The sequence below is a fragment of the Streptomyces albicerus genome, assembly GCF_008905045.1.
In the GTDB taxonomy this organism is placed as follows: Bacteria; Actinomycetota; Actinomycetes; order Streptomycetales; family Streptomycetaceae; genus Streptomyces; species Streptomyces albicerus.
The window spans coordinates 33887-49636 of the sequence record NZ_VWMY01000046.1 but is presented as its reverse complement, the minus strand read 5'-3'; the positions used below and the strand labels follow the sequence as shown (position 1 = coordinate 49636).

12 protein-coding genes are annotated in these 15750 nt (G+C 69.3%); 1 reads left to right on the top strand and 11 read right to left on the bottom strand.

Features of this window, described 5'->3' with window-relative positions:
* Positions 1-23: 23 nt before the first annotated feature.
* From GAS53_RS35535 to GAS53_RS35525, 3 genes are all read right to left on the bottom strand, one after another.
* A complete protein-coding gene (locus GAS53_RS35535) occupies positions 24-440 on the bottom strand; it encodes a DUF7144 family membrane protein (protein WP_192583421.1) in 417 nt (138 codons plus the stop codon).
* A gap of 269 nt (positions 441-709) precedes the next feature.
* Entirely contained in the window at positions 710-1534 is an 825-nt protein-coding gene (locus GAS53_RS35530; RefSeq protein WP_151481887.1) for a universal stress protein, read from the bottom strand.
* A gap of 32 nt (positions 1535-1566) precedes the next feature.
* Positions 1567-2181: a hypothetical protein gene (locus GAS53_RS35525; RefSeq protein WP_151481886.1), complete on the bottom strand. Its 615-nt coding sequence runs from the start codon at positions 2179-2181 to the stop codon at positions 1567-1569.
* Between the two features lie 464 nt (positions 2182-2645).
* Here GAS53_RS35525 and GAS53_RS35520 point away from each other — a divergent pair, with 464 nt between their 5' ends.
* Complete coding sequence (locus GAS53_RS35520) at positions 2646-4280, top strand: transposase (RefSeq protein ID WP_192583420.1); 1635 nt, start codon at positions 2646-2648, stop codon at positions 4278-4280.
* Between the two features lie 6 nt (positions 4281-4286).
* Here the strand turns inward: GAS53_RS35520 and GAS53_RS35515 are convergent, their stop codons facing one another.
* From GAS53_RS35515 to dhaL (GAS53_RS35480), 8 genes are all read right to left on the bottom strand, one after another.
* On the bottom strand, positions 4287-5546 hold the full coding sequence (locus GAS53_RS35515) for an arginine deiminase (RefSeq protein WP_151481885.1): 1260 nt from the start codon (positions 5544-5546) through the stop codon (positions 4287-4289).
* A gap of 75 nt (positions 5547-5621) precedes the next feature.
* Positions 5622-7058 (bottom strand): basic amino acid/polyamine antiporter, encoded by a 1437-nt coding sequence (locus tag GAS53_RS35510; protein ID WP_151481884.1) that lies wholly within the window; start codon positions 7056-7058, stop codon positions 5622-5624.
* A gap of 48 nt (positions 7059-7106) precedes the next feature.
* A complete protein-coding gene (gene nhaC / locus GAS53_RS35505) occupies positions 7107-8570 on the bottom strand; it encodes a Na+/H+ antiporter NhaC (protein WP_225859286.1) in 1464 nt (487 codons plus the stop codon).
* A gap of 410 nt (positions 8571-8980) precedes the next feature.
* On the bottom strand, positions 8981-11014 hold the full coding sequence (locus tag GAS53_RS35500; protein ID WP_192583419.1) for a sensor histidine kinase: 2034 nt from the start codon (positions 11012-11014) through the stop codon (positions 8981-8983).
* A gap of 574 nt (positions 11015-11588) precedes the next feature.
* Positions 11589-12257 (bottom strand): dihydroxyacetone kinase subunit DhaL, encoded by a 669-nt coding sequence (gene dhaL, locus GAS53_RS35495; protein WP_151481881.1) that lies wholly within the window; start codon positions 12255-12257, stop codon positions 11589-11591.
* 46 nt (positions 12258-12303) lie between these two features.
* The gene (dhaK, locus tag GAS53_RS35490; RefSeq protein ID WP_151481880.1) at positions 12304-13296 is read right to left on the bottom strand and encodes a dihydroxyacetone kinase subunit DhaK; all 993 of its coding nucleotides are present in this window, start codon (positions 13294-13296) and stop codon (positions 12304-12306) included.
* Positions 13297-13411: 115 nt separating this feature from the next.
* The gene (locus tag GAS53_RS35485) at positions 13412-15097 is read right to left on the bottom strand and encodes a phosphoenolpyruvate--protein phosphotransferase (RefSeq protein ID WP_151481879.1); all 1686 of its coding nucleotides are present in this window, start codon (positions 15095-15097) and stop codon (positions 13412-13414) included.
* A complete protein-coding gene (dhaL, locus tag GAS53_RS35480; RefSeq protein ID WP_151481878.1) occupies positions 15094-15720 on the bottom strand; it encodes a dihydroxyacetone kinase subunit DhaL in 627 nt (208 codons plus the stop codon). Before dhaL (GAS53_RS35480) ends, GAS53_RS35485 begins: the two co-directional genes overlap by 4 nt.
* Positions 15721-15750: the final 30 nt, after the last annotated feature.

Here is a 15750-nt window from a genome sequence, read left to right as displayed (position 1 = left end):
CCGCCGCGGATGCGGTCACAGCACTAGTCGTCCACCGCAATGGACCTGGCCAATGTCCAGACGGCGACGATGTCGAGCGTCATCACGCTGATCGACCACAGGGGATAGAAGGGGATGAACATGAACTGGGTGATCAGGCTGACCGCGCCCAGTGCCGCGCCGGCCCCCGTGCCCCAGCTCTTGCCGAGCAGTACCCCCAGGCCGGCGGCGACGAGCCCGATGCCGATGACGATGTGGATCCAGCCCCAGGCCGTCAGATTGAACTCGTAGGTGTAGTCAGGTGAGCTGAAAATGGTGTCGCGGGTGACGCCGACGACGCCGAGAAGGATGCTGAGCGTCCCGCTCATCTCCAGTGCCCAGCCGGCGAAGAGGGCGAGGCCCCCGCCCAGTTGTTGTGCGCTGCTCTGGGGGTGCCGGACCCCGCCGGATGTCTGCGCCATGTCACGGCCCTTCCGCACGGTGTGGTAATCGCTGGGCACCGCCTTGTCGGGGGCGGCTGCGTTGTATGGACGGTCTCAGCCTTCCTCCGCCGCTTGCACCCGGCGACCGCAGCAGGCTGTCCGGGTGATGGGCGCCACGCAGGGGCATCCCGGGGAAGACGTGTCGCGGAGGCGGCAGCACGGCCGTAGCCATGAGCTCCCTCCGACTCGTTGACTTGAGCGTGTCCCCGTACCGACAGGGGTGGCGGACGCGCGTGACCGGCGCTTTCTCACGACACGTCTGATTCCGTCCGGCCGCGGACGACGACGACGGAACTGTGCGCGTGGTGCAGCAGCGCCTGGCTCACCGATCCCAGGAGCAGACCGGTGAACCCGCCACGCCCCCGAGCTCCGACGACCACGAGTTGGGCGGTCCTGCTTCTCTCGATCAGCACCTCCCGGGCTTCGCCACTCGCCACCTCGCGCCTGACCGTGACATCTGGATGCTTCTCCGCGTGCCCGGCGAGGGCCTGGGCCAGCAGCCGCTCCGGGCTCTCGACACCGGTACCGGCCGGCGCGTGATCCGGCAGCCATACGTGCACGGCGGCGATCTCGGCTCCGCGCAGCGCCGCCTCGGCAAAGGCGAACTCGACCGCCGTCTCACCGGCGGGGGAGCCGTCGACACACAGCACGATCGGACCGGTGTCGACCGACTCCTCGCGGGCCACCATCACCGGGCACCGACTGTGCGCCGTCAGGGACGCCGCCGTCGATCCCAGCAGCATGCCGATGAAGCCTCCGTCCCCACGGGCACCCACGACCAGCAGGTCCGCCGCCCGGGACTCGGCCTCCAGCACCGACACCGTGTCGCCGGGCACCATGGCCTCGGTGACTGTCACCTCCGGGGCCACGCTCCGCGCACGGTCCGCGGCCTCACTGACCAGGCGACTGAGCGGTGTGGTGTCCAGCGGCGCGTACATGGGTCTGACCGGCCAGTTGAGGGCGCACACCACGCGCAGTGCTGCGCGACGGCGCCGGGCCTCCCTGGCGGCCGTCTCCACCGCGGCGAGACTCGACGACGAGCCGTCCGCTCCCACAACCACCAGGTTGCCCATCGTTTCTCCATGGCTCGATTCCACCCGCGACGTCAGTACCGCTGTGCCTTGGCGAGACGGGGAGTGAGCTGTGCGTCCGCAGGCTGCCGGCTGAAGGCGATGGGTTGTTGCTTCTCGCCCGGGTCGAGGTCCTCCGCGCCGACGAATTTCGTCTCGACGGCCTTTCCGGACGAGTCCTCGAAATCGATCCGCACGGCGTACGAGGCCCTGGCGTCGGTCTTGTTGGTGATCGTGACCAGCACGGCGAGCAGCCCGCTGGTCTCGTTCCTGGGCAGGCCCTTCATGCCGACCTCGGACACCGCGTTGCCGCGCCCCTGGACATCCTTGAGCGCCTTCTCCGCAGCGGCACTGGCGCGGGCGGCCTCGGCTTCGACGGATGCCTCGAACTCGGAGGCGCGGGCACTTGCCGAGGAGGCCGCCGCCGACGCCGAAGCATGAGCGGAGGCGATCGCGGAAGCCGCCTCGGAGGCCAGCGCCGACGGCGGCAATCCGGAGAACGATGCCGTATTGGGGCTGCTCGTTGTCGGTGCGGGTGAGGAGCCGGTGTCCTCGGTGTCGCCGCACCCGGTGAGGGCGACGGCGGACAGAGCACAGCCGAGTGCTGCCACGACGGCTCGGTGGCCGCGGCCGGGGTGGTCTCGCAGCATCCTGTCATCCTTCGCGCCTGGCCGGATCGATATTGTTCATCGTCGGCGCCATGCGGGCGGTACACGATTTGGCTTGGGCCGTTCGTATGGCAGCAACGCCGGTGGGGCCGGTCACAACCGGCGCAGGGCCTGGCGCGTGAGGCAGACACCCCGCGCGAGCAGGAACTGCCGCAGGCCGTGCGCGCTGACCGGTGGATGCGACTCGGGGCTGATGGGAGACCAGCACTGAGGGGTGTGGACTATTGCCGAAGCGCCGAGCGTTAGTGAGTCCTGGTGAGCGTGAGTGAGCGCTGGGTTGGGCTGGTTTTCAGTCTGGTCGTAGGGGCCGGTCGTCTCTGGGTGTGATGTGCTCTAGGCCCCGCCGCGGGACGGGAACGAGAGTTCTTGGGTCGAATGGGTGACCTTTGCCTGTGGTACTCGTTGACTGCCGTGACGGGGGTTTTTGGCCAGGCGGGGGTGAACGGGTGGGCGGGCTGCGCGAGTTGGCGGTGTCGTTCGTGGTGCCCGGTCCCGCCGGGGTGGCCATCCGGGACCGACTGCGGGTGTCGGAGACAGATGCGGCGTTGCTGGCCGAGGCCGGAGTCTTCCTGGGGTCGCTGGCGGCCGGTGATCTCGCAGAACGCTCCCGGCAGGGCCTGACGCACGATGGGGCCTCGTGGGCGGTGCGCAAACGGGCGTTGACGGGGCGCTCCTCGGCGCGCTGGGCGGGCAGTATCACCAAGGCCGTTCATGACCAGTGGGCGCTGGCCCGACGCAGCCAGGCCGCCCACCTGGCCTGGCTACGCGGGCAGATCGCACAGATCGAGGCGCGGCTGGCCCGGCCGCTGGGCGCCAAGGCAAACAAGCGCGAAGGGCTGGCGAGGGGGTACGCCACCCGTGCCGAGTGGCATGCCAAATCCCGCCGCCTGAACGCTTTGAAGGACCGGCTGGCAGTGGTGGAGGCGGACTGGGCGGCGGGCCGGGTGCACGTGGTGCGGGGCGGCAAGCGGCTCGCGCACACCCGCCACCACCTGGACGATGCGGGGCTGAGCGAGCAGGCCTGGCGGGAGCGCTGGCAGGCGGAGCGGATGTTTCTCGCCGCCGACGGGGAGTCGGGCAAACGCTTCGGCAACGAGACCATCCGCGTTACCGACACCGGACAGGTCTCGATCAGGCTTCCGGCCGCGCTGGCACACCTGGCGAACGCGCCGCACAGCCGGTACGTGCTGGACGCCACCGTGCGGTTCCAGCATCGCGGGCAGGAGTGGCGCGACCGGATCACCGCCAACCGGGCGGTGGCCTACCGCATCCACCACGATGTGACGTGCGGCCGCTGGTATGTGACCGCGTCCTGGCAGCGCGCCGCCGCTCCGGTGCTGCCGCTTCGGGCGGCGCTGGCCCGCGGGGTGGTGGGGGTGGACATGAACGACGACCACCTCGCCGCCTGGCGCCTCGACGTGCACGGCAACCCGGTCGGCGCACCGCGGCGCTTCTTCTACGACCTCTCGGGCAGCGCGGAGCACCGGGACGCCCAGCTCCGGCACGCGCTGAGCCGGTTGCTGCACTACACGCAACGGTGCGGGGCCGCCGCGATCGCCCTCGAGGACCTCGACTTCACCGACGGCACCAGCCGAGAGCAGCACGGCCGCAACAAACGCTTCCGCCGCCTGCTCGCCCGCTTCCCCACCGCGAAACTCAAGGCCCGGCTGGTGTCGATGGCCGCCGAGCAGGACATCGCAGTCGTCGCGGTCGACCCGGCCTACACCTCCCGCTGGGGCGCACAGCACTGGCAGAAACCGCTGACAACCCCGACCCGCAAGATTTCCCGGCACCATGCGGCGAGCATCGCGGTCGGGCGACGCGCCCTCGGACATCCCATCCGGCGACGGACGGCACCGCCCCCGCATCACCAGAGTGATGATGCGGGGCATCGGACCGCCCAGGCCGGACCGGAGGCCCGAGGACGTGAGGAATCCCGCACCCACCCACCCGGACCACGCACCGGATGCGTGTCACCGGTGGTGGAGCGAACGCGGGGGACCAGCCTGCCCAACACCGTTCGGGGCAGCGCCACCGAGCAGCAGTCCTGGCAGCAGGACTCACTCCCGCTCAGTGTTTAGGAACGGTCAGAAGGTGATGGGTTCGCGGATGAGGGGGCAGGTCATGCAGTGGCCGCCGCCGCGGCCGCGGCCGAGTTCGGCGCCGACGATCTCGATGACCTCGACACCCGCCTTGCGGAGCAGGGCGTTGGTCTGAGTGTTCCGGTCGTAGGTGAACACGACGCCGGGTTCGAGGGCGACGGCGTTGTTGCCGCTGTCCCACTGCTGGCGTTCGGAGGCGTACACGTCGCCGCCCGTCTCGATCACTTGGAGCTTGGGCAGCCCGAGCGCTCCGGCGACGACGTCGGTGAACGGGCGGGCGCCCTCGTCGGTGATGTCGACGGGGAAAGTCGCGTTGCCGGGGCGCAGGGAGAAGGTATGGACGGCGTCCATGATGCGCGGGTAGAGAGTGACGATGTCCCGGTCGGCGAAGGTGAACACGGTGTCCAGATGCATCGCGGCGCGCAGCTTGGGCATGCCCGCGACGACGACGTGTTCGGCGGCGCCCTGCTCGAACAGCGCTGCGGCGACCTGGGTGATGGCCTGTCGCGAGGTGCGTTCGCTCATGCCCATGAGGACGACGCCGTTGCCGATGGGCATGATGTCGCCGCCCTCGAACGTAGCCTGGCCCCAGTCCTGTTCTGGGTCCCCCCACCACACGGTGGCGTCCTTGAAGTCGGGGTGGAAGCGGTAGACGGCCTTCATCAGCAGGGTCTCGTCGTGCCGGGCGGGCCAGTAGAGGGGGTTGAGCGTCAGGCCGCCGTAGAGCCAGCAGGTCGTGTCGCGGGTGTAGAGGGTGTTGGGCAGGGGTGGCATCAGGTACTCGCGCACGCCGGTCGACTCACGGGCCAGGGCGACGTAGCCGGGCCGGAAGTCGCCCGGGAGGTCGGCGGTGGCCAGGCCGCCGATCAGGAACTCCGCGAGCGGGCGGGCCTCCAGGGTCTCCAGGAACGCGCGGGTGGAGTCGACGAGGCCCAAGCCCACCTCGTTGGCCACGATCTTGCGGTCGAGCAGCCAGTCCCTCGCCCCCGGCACCGCCATGGTCTGCGCGAGGAGGTCGTGCAGTTCGACGACCTCGACGCCGCGGGAGGTGAGTTTGCTGACGAAGTCGGCGTGGTCGCGCTGTGCGTTGTCCACCCACATCACGTCGTCGAAGAGGAGGTCGTCGGCGTTGGTCGGGGTGAGCCTGCGGTGCGCCAGGCCCGGTGCGCACACGAGCACCTTGTGGAGCCGGCCGACTTCCGAGTGGACTCCGAGCGAGGTGGGGGGCGTGCTGTTGCTGGTCATGTGCATTCCTCTTCCGGTGGGGTCGGTGGGGTGTAGCGGATGCGGTGTGATGCCGTGTGGTGCGGTGTGGTGTCTTCAGAGGCTGATCCAGCCGGCTGCCAGGGCGATCACGCCCATGACGGCGCCGGCGATCGATACGGCGCAGATCACGAGTTCGCCGGAGGAGAAGGGGCGTCGGCCCTGTTCGCGGCGGGCCATGACGAACAGGATCGTGGCCGGGGCGTAGACGATGAAGGACAGCAGGACGAACCTGAGTCCGGCCGCGTAGAGGAGGAAGGCTGTGTAGAGGGTGGCCAGCAGCGCGACGGTGAGATCCCGGCGGGAGCTGTCACCTTGCGCGAGGGGATCGGGCCTGAGAGAGATCTTCAGTGCGAACGCGGCGGCGAGTAGGAACGGGATGAGGCTCAGCGCGCTGGTCAGGTCGAGGGCGAAGTTGAACGCGTCGTCGGAGAACAGCGTGATGATCAGCACCACTTGGACCAGCACGGTGGTCATGACCAGGGCGGGGACGGGGACGTCGTCCGGTGTGGCGCGGCGCAGGAAGCGGGGCATGTCGTCGTCCTGGGCCGCCACGAACAGAACTTCGGCGGCCATCAGGGTCCAGGCGAGGTAGGCGCCTAGGACGGAGACGATCAGGCCGACGCTGACGAACACTTCGCCCCAGGTGCCGACGGCGTGTTCAAGGACGCCGGCCATGGAGGGCTGGCGGAGCTCGGCGATCTCGCTCATCGGCATGATGCCGTAGGAGACGATGGTGACCGAGGCGAAGACGGCGAAGACGCTCAGGAACCCGAGGACAGTGGCCAGGCCGACGTCCTTGCGGCGTTTGGCGTGGCGGGAGTAGACGCTCGCCCCCTCGACCCCGAGGAAGACGAAGACCGTGGCCAGCATGGTGCCGCGGATCTGGTCGAACAAGGACCCCGCGTAGTCCGCGCCGCCCCAGTTGTCGGCGAACACGTCGGTGTCCAGGTAGAAGAGCGCCAGGATGACGAACACCAGGATCGGTACGACCTTGGCCACGGTGACGATGCGGTTGATCGCCGCTGCCTCTTTGACGCCCCGTTTGATCAGCAGGAAGAAGGCCCACAGGCCGACCGAGGACAGCACCAACGCGAGGACGGTGTCCCCGTCCCCGAGGGCGGGCCAGATCGCGCCGATCGTCGACATGATCAGGACCCAGTAGGTGACGTTGCCGACGCAGGCGCTCGCCCAGTAGCCGAATGCCGAGAAGAAGCCGAGGTATTCGCCGAAACCGGCCTTGGCGTAGGCGTACACGCCGGCGTCCAGGTCCGGCCGGCGCATGGCGAGCGCCTGGAACACGAATGCCAGCATCAGCATGCCCGCCCCCGCGACCGCCCAGGCGATCAGCGCCCCCGCGACGCCGGTCTCCTCGGCGAAGCGGCGGGGCAGCGAGAACACCCCTGCGCCGACCATCGAGCCGACCACCATCGCGGCCAGCGTCATCAGCGAGAGCTTTACCGCGGGGGACTTGTCTTCAACGGTTGCGGACATACCTCATGGCCCTTCCTGGTGCGGCTGTACGCCGGATGGGTGCGGCGGTCACTTGGGAGCGGCGGGCTGGTCCTGCCTGGTGCCGGGCTCCACCTTTTCGATCTTGAAGCCGGTGAAGCCGTACAGGACGCTCAGGGCGGGACTGGCGTAGTTGAAGATCGCGTACGGCAGATACGAGAAAGTCGCCACTCCCAGCACGGCTCCCATGAATGCGCCGCACGAGTTCCAGGGAACCAGCGGTGAGGTGACGGTTCCGCTGTCGGCGGCGAGCCGCGACAGGTTGGTCGGGGCGAGTCCCCGCTTGGCAAACTCCACCCGGAACACCCGCGAGGGCAGGACGAGGGCGATGTACTGGTCGCCGGCGACGATGTTCAGGCCCAGGGCGCTGGCGAAAACGGTGAAGTAGAGGCGGCCGGTGCTCTTCGCCGAGCGGATCATGGGGTCGATCAGGCGTCCGATGAGGCCGAACTCCTCAAGCAGCGCGCCGAACGTGACGGCGCCGATGATCAGCCAGAGCGTCAGCAGCATGCTGTCCATACCGCCGCGGGACAGCAACTGGTCGATCTCGTCGATGCCGGAGTTGATGGAGAAGCCGTTGGCCATGGCGCTCCAGACACCTTTCAGCGACTCGATGACGACGTTGCCCGTGCCAGGCACGAAGTCGCGCATCACGTCCGGTTGCAGAAAGGCCCCGAGAAGTCCGGCGAACAGCGCCGAGCAGGTCAGAGCGAGCGAGGGGGGCACCTTGCGGATCGACAGGAATCCCAGCAGCAGCAGCGGCAGGAGGTTGAGCGGGGTGATGTTGTAGATACCGTTGAGGCTGTTGAGCTCAATCTGCTCGCCGACCGGGTTCCTCACGTCCGGCCCGTTGACCAGGCCGATGACGAGAAGCGCCACGAACGCGATGACGAACGCCGGGATCGATGTCCATGCCTGCCGCTTGATGTGCTCGTAGACGTCTACCTTCACCATCTGCGCGGTGAGTACTGTCGTCTCCGACAGGGGCGAGAGCTTGTCCCCGAGGTAGGCGCCGGAGATGACCGCCCCCGCGGTGATCGCGGTCGACACACCGAGCATGTCGGCGACTCCGACCAGGCCGACGCCGATCGTGCCGGCTGTCGTCCACGAACTGCCGATGCTCATCGCGATCGCACCGCAGATCAGAGCCGTCGCCGCGTAGTACCAGCTCGGCGAGAGGACCTGGATGCCGTAGTACACCAGGGTCGGAATGGTCCCGGACAGGTTCCAGACCCCGATGAGCGCCCCGACGGCCAGCAGGATGAACACCGCGCTGGTGATGGACGACATCGCACCCTGGCTGACCTTCTGCACCGCCTCCCACCGGTGCCCCATACGCATCGCGACCAGCGCGACGGTCATGGCGCACAGCACCAGCGCGACCTGCAGCGGCCCGTCCAGGGCATCCAGACCGAACAGCACCAGCGCACCGCCGACCAGCACCACCAGGACACCCAGCGGCACCAGCGCGTCCGTCAATGTCGGCTCACGCACCGCGGCATCCGTTTCAGGCTTCTCCGCTTCCGGCATCCGGCCCTCGCTCACTGCTCAGGGGGCCTCGGAAGCGGCACCCCTCCACGGGGGCGAAATGTACCTTTCAAGGCATTGCGCGGTGCTTACTGTCGGGATCGTGTCCCCGGAGCCGACCCTCAAGGAGGGGTCAGTAGCCCCCTGTGCGCTGGGCGGCGGATTCACGCGTCGCCGACACACGAGAGTGGGGCCATCGGAGCGTAGCCGGCGCGGTCTGTGCCATGGGGATACGGAGGGGAAGGCCTGCGGGGGTGGGGCCTTCCGTCGCGGGAGTCCTGAGCGCCATCGCCGCCTGCGATGCCTCGTTACTCGACGGCCTCGGACTTGGGCAACCCGTTCTCGTCCCCATGGCGCGGAGAGGGTCGCGGTAGCCCTTACTCCTTGCTGGCCGAGCGGGCGCCGTGACGGCGCGTCCGGTACGCACGTTTGGCCAGCGCGCTGTCGTTGAGTTGCTCGGGCGCGTCGTAGTTGCGCCAGCCCGTGAGGCGCCCTTCCGAGTTGTACCTGGCTGACAGTCCGGGAGGATCCATGTGATCCCCGTGTTCCCGGACCAAGTTCTGGGGCAGCATGACCGCTGCTGTGGTGCCGCGGGGGGATGACCTGCGGAGCTGGACGCGGATGCCGTGGCGGCCGGATAGCTGGCCGACGACGAACATACCCATGCGCCGTGCCACCGAGACGTCGACGACTGGCGGGTTGAGGAGCCTGTCATTGGCCTCCTCAAGGTCCTTTGCGGTCATGCCGATGCCGCTGTCCCGGATTTCGACCCTCGCGCCGCCGCCGGACAGCAGCCGGCTCGTGACGAGCACCTCGGTGTCCGGCGAGGAGAACGTGGCCGCGTTCTCCAGCAGCTCCGCGATGAGGTGAACGATGTCGTTCACTGCTCGGCCGTCGACGTCCGCGGTTACCAGTCCGCGTAGCTGCACACGCTGGTACTGCTCGACCTCACTGGTGGCGGCCCGGAGGACGTCCACGAGCCGTACGGGGGCGCTCCAGCGGCGGCCCGCCTCCTCGCCCGCGAGGACGAGTAGGTTCTCCCCATTGCGGCGCATGCGGGTGGCCAGGTGGTCGAGCTTGAAGAGGCTGGCGAGCAGGTCGGGGTCCTGCTCGCCGTTCTCCAGATGGTCGATCAGCTCCAGCTGTCGTTCCACAAGGCTCTGGCTGTGCTGCGAGAGGTTGACGAACATCGCGTTGATGCGGCCTCGCAGCTGCGCTTGCTCGAACGCCAGCCGTACGGAGTCGCGATGGACGTCGTCGAACGCGTGGGCGACACCGCCGATCTCGTCGGTCGAGTTGATGCCCGTGGGCTCGAACTTGATGGCCTCCAGTTGCGCGTCGCTGGAGCCCCGCAGCAGCTGGACCACTGCAGGTAGGCGGCGTTCGGTGATATCGAGCGCGGAGTCGCGCAGGGTATGCAGTGGGCCAACGATCGACTGGACGACGACGTGTGTCACACCGAACGTGAGCAGGAGGATCAACAGCACGACGAGCGAGGTGATGAACACTGAGCGCTCGGCCTGGTGCCGCTCGCGCGAGCTCTCGTCTTCGACCGATCCGACGAGCCGCTTCTCGACCAGGCGCATCATTTCGAGCTTGCTCGTCATGGTGTCGAACCACTCGTCGGCGTCAAGGCGGAGGCTGCTGGTGTCCTGCCGGGCGAGCACCTGCTTCTGGAGCATCTCAACCTTGTTGACGTCGCTTCCGGTGACGGTGCGCTCGTAGAACTGCCGCTGGGCCGGCGGCGCACCGGACCGGAACTCGCCGATCAAGGCCTGTTGCTGCCGGCTGGCGAGGGTCAGGCTCTGGGCTTCGTTCGCATCGAAGTGTCCCTGGGTCAGCGCCCCGCCGAGCAGCGCGCGTTGCCGGGAGGCTTGCTCTGTGGCCTGCGCGAAGGTCTGGAGGGCACCGGCCCTCACAGCAAGGGGCTGGTGGGCGATGTCCGGCGTGAGAAGGTCGAGGGCGTCGGTGAGCTCGGCGATTAGCGCTGTGTATGCGTTGACCACGGACAGCAAGCGCATTTTCGAGTGGTCTACCGTGTGGCGCAGTGACGTCACCTTCCCGCCGAAGGCGTCGAGCACCGCGAGCCGGGTGGCCAGGACGGGGTTCGTCCCGCGGTGGACATGGGCGGCCTCGGCACGGACTCGGGCGAGTGCCGCGTTGACCTGGGAGCGCTGAGTGTCCAGCCGACTCGTGTCGCCCGTACGCTCGGCCGCGACGTAGAGCGCGGTGAGATCGCGTTCATCCTCAAGCTCCTGCAACAGCCCCGTGCCCTTGTCGACGGTACGAACGAGCTGATGGACGTGGTCGATGTCCTGTGCGTTCTGCACCGCCGAGCCGATCCGCAGACCGCCGAGTACGAGCGCGGTGATGATCGGGATGAGCACTACGGCCAGCAGCTGGGTGCGCACACTCCAGTTACCCGGGGCGAAGGCCTTCTGGTTGCTGCTCCGGCGCGGGCGACGCCCTCCATCTGCACGCGCGGGGCCCGGATCGGTATTGCCCGGTTCGGTACTGCCGTTGTCGGCATCGTTGCCTCTCGCCTGGGGCGTCTGCACCGTTTCCGTGCCGTGGCGATGCACCGCGGGTTGTGTTTGCACTTGCCTTCGCACCTTCTTCCCGCCAATGAACGTGCGCGATTCAGGGGCGCGTGCGCGCATCGCGGACGCTGCTCTCATCGCGCGAGTGCGCTTGTCGTGATGTCGCTCAATGAGGCCGTGGCCGCGTGCGTCCGTCCCCTGGCAGGTGCCTGGGGCAGCGAACTACGCGTCGGTCTCGGGGGCTTTGCGGGATCGCAACTACTTCGTCGGTGGCCCGACAAGACCATGACCGATCCCGAGTCGCTGCGGCGCGTCCTCAACGCCGGGTACGAGTGGGGGCAGTACGCGTCGAGGACCAGGTATCAGCGGGTCGCGGTCGCTCGACCCGTCACGACGGCCGTGCCGGGAGCCACCTCGGTGCCGGCCCACCGGCTGGATGCCGCCCTCATGACGCCGCCCCTGTGCCTGGCCGCTCGCTCCTCCGCCCGCTCGCCGCGGTGACAGTCGCGAGGGCGGACAGAATGAGCACGGTCGACGCCGCGCCGGGGTCCTCGTGACCGATGGTGCGGGCGCCGAGATAGCTCGCGCGGCCCTTCCGGGCCTGCATGCCGACGGTCTGCTTCAGGCCCCGCACGGCGGCGTCGGACGCCGCTCGGGTAGCGTCGGTCAGGTCGCCGCCGGAGTCGATGACGGCCTGGTAGGCGGTCACGGCCGGGCTGAGGGCGTCGATCATCGTTTTGTCGCCCTCGAGTGCCGCGCCGATCCGCTGGATGCCGGTGAGGGCAGCCGCCAATGCTGCCCCAAGTCGTGCCGCAGACACCTCGGGATCCTCGCCCAGGGTCCGCGCGGCCTGCCGGAACCCGGTGCCGTACAGCGGTCCCGAGGCCCCGCCGGTCTTGTTGATCAATGCCCGGCCGACGGTGGCGAGCACCGCACCGGGGGTGGACGGGCCGGTTTCGTCCAGCATTGCCACCGCCGCCTGCAGGCCACGGCGCATGTTGATGCCGTGGTCGGCGTCGCCGACAGCGGAGTCGAGGCGGGTCAGACGGTCGGTGTTGTCGACCATCAATCGGGCCGCCTCGTGGATCCAGGCCCGGAACATGCTCGCGTCCATGGTCGTCCTTCTCCCTTGTGGTGTCCGTCGCGGTGTCCGAGGACGCTCAGCGTCCCCAGCGCAGCGCGGGGGTCTCGACGGGGACATCCCACAGATGGGTGAGCTGCGGCGTGAGCCGGCACACCGTGATCGTGCAACCGGCCATCTCCAGGCTGGTCATGTAGTTGCCGACCAGGTTGCGGGTGATCCACACGCCATGGCCGGCGAGCCACTCGGCAACCGCGGCATACACCACGTACAGCTCGATCAGTGGGGTGCCACCCAGGCCGTTGACCATCACGAGCACTTCGCCCGAGAGCGGCAGGTCGGCGTGGATGGCGTCCAACGCGACACCGACGATCTCCTTGGCGGAGACGAGCCTGCCACGGGCGCGGCCGGGCTCGCCGTGGATGCCGACGCCCAGCTCGATCTCGTCCTCGCCCAGCTCGAACCCGGGCTTGCCCGACGCGGGCACCGTGCACGGTGTGAGCGCCACTCCGAACGAACGGGACCGGTCGTTGACCTCCCGGCCCAACGCCGCGGCCGAGGCCAGGTCCGCGCCAAGCTCGGCAGCCGCACCGACGATCTTCTCCACGAACACGGTCGCCCCGGTACCCCGCCGGCCGGCCGTCCACGTACTGTTCTCCACGGCGACATCGTCATTGACCACGACGCCCTCGACCCACACGCCGTCGTCGGCGGCCAGGTCGGCGGCCATCTGGAAGTTCAGCACGTCGCCGGTGTAGTTCTTCACGATGTGCAGCACCCCCGCCCCGCCGTCAACGGCCCGCGTGGCGGCGAGGATCTGGTCCGGCACGGGAGATGTGAACACCTCACCGGGACAGGCCGCATCCAGCATCCCGTACCCGACGAACCCGCCGTGCAGCGGCTCGTGCCCGGACCCGCCACCCGACACCAGGCCGACCTTCCCAGCCGTCGGCCCGCCCGCGCGGACGATGTAGCGGTCGGACGGGTTGACCGTCAGTGAGGGGTGCGCGGCGGCCACGCCGACGAGCGCATCGGCAAGCACGTCATCGGGCGAGTTGATGAGCTTCTTCACGGTTCAGGCCCCTTCTCGACTGGATCAGAACATCAGCGGAAACCAAGTCCTCTGGTGGGCCGGTCCGGTCGGACCTGCCCACGTTGGAGAAATCGCGCCATGTGCGCGGCTCGGGTCAGGGCAGCGAGGGCCGGCAGCACTGCTCGACGAGTCGCCAGACCTCTTGGGGGGTTTCGCGGGTGAGGGCGATGGCGGCCAAGGAGGCGCAGGTGTCATGGCGGAGTCGTCGGATGCGGGCCCGGACCTCGTCGAGGGCGGCGGGGGCGACCGAGAGGCTGTCGCAGCCGATACCGATGAGGAGGGGGGTCACGAGGGGGTGTGCGGCGGCGTCGCCACAGACGGATACCGGACGATGGTGGCGGTGTGCGGCGGAGACGACGCGGGCGATGGCGTCGAGTACGGCGGGATGTGCCGCCATGGCGGGGGTGGCGGTGGGGTCGCGCCGGTCCAGGCCCAGGATCTGGCAGGTGAGGTCGTTGCTGCCGATGGAGAGGAAGGAGGCTTCGCGGGCGAGGTCGTCGGCCGCGGCGACGGCTTCGGGGAGTTCGACCATGATGCCCAGGGGCGGGGTCGGGACGCCGGCTTCGGCGGCTGCGGCCTGGAGGAGGCGTCGGCAGGCGCGTAGTTCGTCGATGCGCGCGACCATGGGGATCATGATGCGCAGGTCGGTGTCGGCTCCGGCGCTGAGCAGGCTGCGGAACTGGTCGGCGAAGGCGTCCGGTTGGGCGAGCATGAGGGGCAGGCCGCGACCGATCCGCGCGCCCTGGTGGCGGGAGAGGAACGGCGGCAGCTTGTCGTCGGCGAAGTCGAGCGTGCGGGCCGTGACGACCTGCCCGGTGAGAGCGCGCAGGACGGGGACGAGGGCGGCCGCGTGCTGGTTGCGGGTGGGCCAGGCGGGGTGGTTGAGGAAGGGCAGCTCGGTGCGGAGCAGGCCGACACCCTCGGCGCCCGTGGTCAGGGCCGCTCGGGCCTCGGCCGGGGTGGCCACGTTGGCCCGCAGAACGATGCGGTGCTCGTCGAGTGTCTCGGCGGGCAGGTGGCGCTCTTCGGCGAGGGCGAGCCTGCGGGTTCGGGCGGTCTCCATTGCGTGCAGGGCGCCGGTGCGTTCGTCGTCGTCGGGGCGAGCGACCGCGCTGGCCAGGTCCGCGTCGAGCAGGATCTCCTGCCCGTCCGGCAGCTCGAGCAGCTGGGGGTCGACGGCCAAGAGGAAGGGAATGCCCAGCGAGCGGGCGACGATGGCGGCGTGGGAATTCGGGCCGCCGGTCACGGAGATGGCGGCTGTCACCGTCTGGCCGGGTTCCAGCAGGTCGGCGGCGCCGATCTCGTGGGCGACCAGGACGAGGGGCTGGTCGAGGGCGGGGCCCGTGTCGCCGTGCAGGTGGGTCAGGACGCGGCGGCCGACCTGCCGGACGTCTGCCGCGCGTTCGGCAAGGGTTGGATCGTCCAGGGCAGCGATGGTTCCGGCATAGGCGTCGATGGCCTGCCGCACGGCGACGGGTACCGGCAGGCCGTCGTTCGCTCGTTTGATGGCCTGGTCGCGCAGATCCGGGTCCTGCGCGATGTAGCTGTTGACTTCCATGATGTCGGCCTGTTCGTCCTTGCCCTGTTCGCGCAGCGAGGTGGACAGGTCGAGCAGGCGGGTGGCGACGGCGTCGAAGGCGTCGGTGATCTGCTGCGTGGGGTCGCCGCTGGTGCGGTGGGGGAGCACCGTTCTCGTGGGTGGCCGGTCGGTGCGGTGGACGAAGCCGAGAGCTATGCCGGGTGCGGCGGTGTGCCCGATGTAGGTGCGGCGGTCGGTCATCGGGCCACCACTGTCTCGGCAAGGGCGCGGAAGATGAGGGCGGTGGACGTGGCTCCCGGGTCTTGGTGGCCGATGCTGCGGGCGCCGAGGTAGGAAGCGCGGCCCTTGCGGGCCTGCATCGGGCTGGTGGCACGCATGCCCTCTTCGGCGGCGTCGGCGGCGGCCACGGCCGCAGCGGCGAAGTCGGCTCCGGCGTCGGCCTGTTGCCGGAAGGCGGCCAGTGCGGGCGCGTAGGCGTCGATCATGGTCTTGTCGCCGGGTGCGGCCGCGCCGAGCTTCTGGACGCTCGCCAGGCCGGCGGCGAGTGCGGCCGCGAACTGCCGTGGGTCGGCGGCGGCCATGTCCAGGGCCTTGCCGATGGCGCGGAAGGCGCCGCCGTAGAGCGGACCGGAGGCGCCCCCGACGCTGGAGATCAGGGTGCTGCCCGTCTTGACCAGCACTGCCCCGGGGGTGTCGGCCTTGTAGTCGGCGAGTGCCATGGTGGTGGCGGAGAAGCCGCGGTGCATGTTGACGCCGTGGTCGGCGTCGCCGATGGCCGAGTCGAGCTGGGTGAGATGGTCCTTGTGCTTCTCCACCGCGGCGGCGATGGCCTGCACCCACGTGCGGGCGAGGTCGGTGTCCACGGAGTCTCCGTTCCTGGTTGGGGCGTGGCT

Bases quoted from the DNA above. Each gene is read 5' to 3' on its own strand.
- GAS53_RS35535 (WP_192583421.1), bottom strand. From the start codon at position 440: ATGGCGCAGACATCCGGCGGGGTCCGGCACCCCCAGAGCAGCGCACAA.
- GAS53_RS35530 (WP_151481887.1), bottom strand. From the start codon at position 1,534: ATGGGCAACCTGGTGGTTGTGGGAGCGGACGGCTCGTCGTCGAGTCTC.
- GAS53_RS35525 (WP_151481886.1), bottom strand. From the start codon at position 2,181: ATGCTGCGAGACCACCCCGGCCGCGGCCACCGAGCCGTCGTGGCAGCA.
- GAS53_RS35515 (WP_151481885.1), bottom strand. From the start codon at position 5,546: ATGACCAGCAACAGCACGCCCCCCACCTCGCTCGGAGTCCACTCGGAA.
- GAS53_RS35510 (WP_151481884.1), bottom strand. From the start codon at position 7,058: ATGTCCGCAACCGTTGAAGACAAGTCCCCCGCGGTAAAGCTCTCGCTG.
- dhaL (WP_151481881.1), bottom strand. From the start codon at position 12,257: ATGGACGCGAGCATGTTCCGGGCCTGGATCCACGAGGCGGCCCGATTG.
- GAS53_RS35485 (WP_151481879.1), bottom strand. From the start codon at position 15,097: ATGACCGACCGCCGCACCTACATCGGGCACACCGCCGCACCCGGCATA.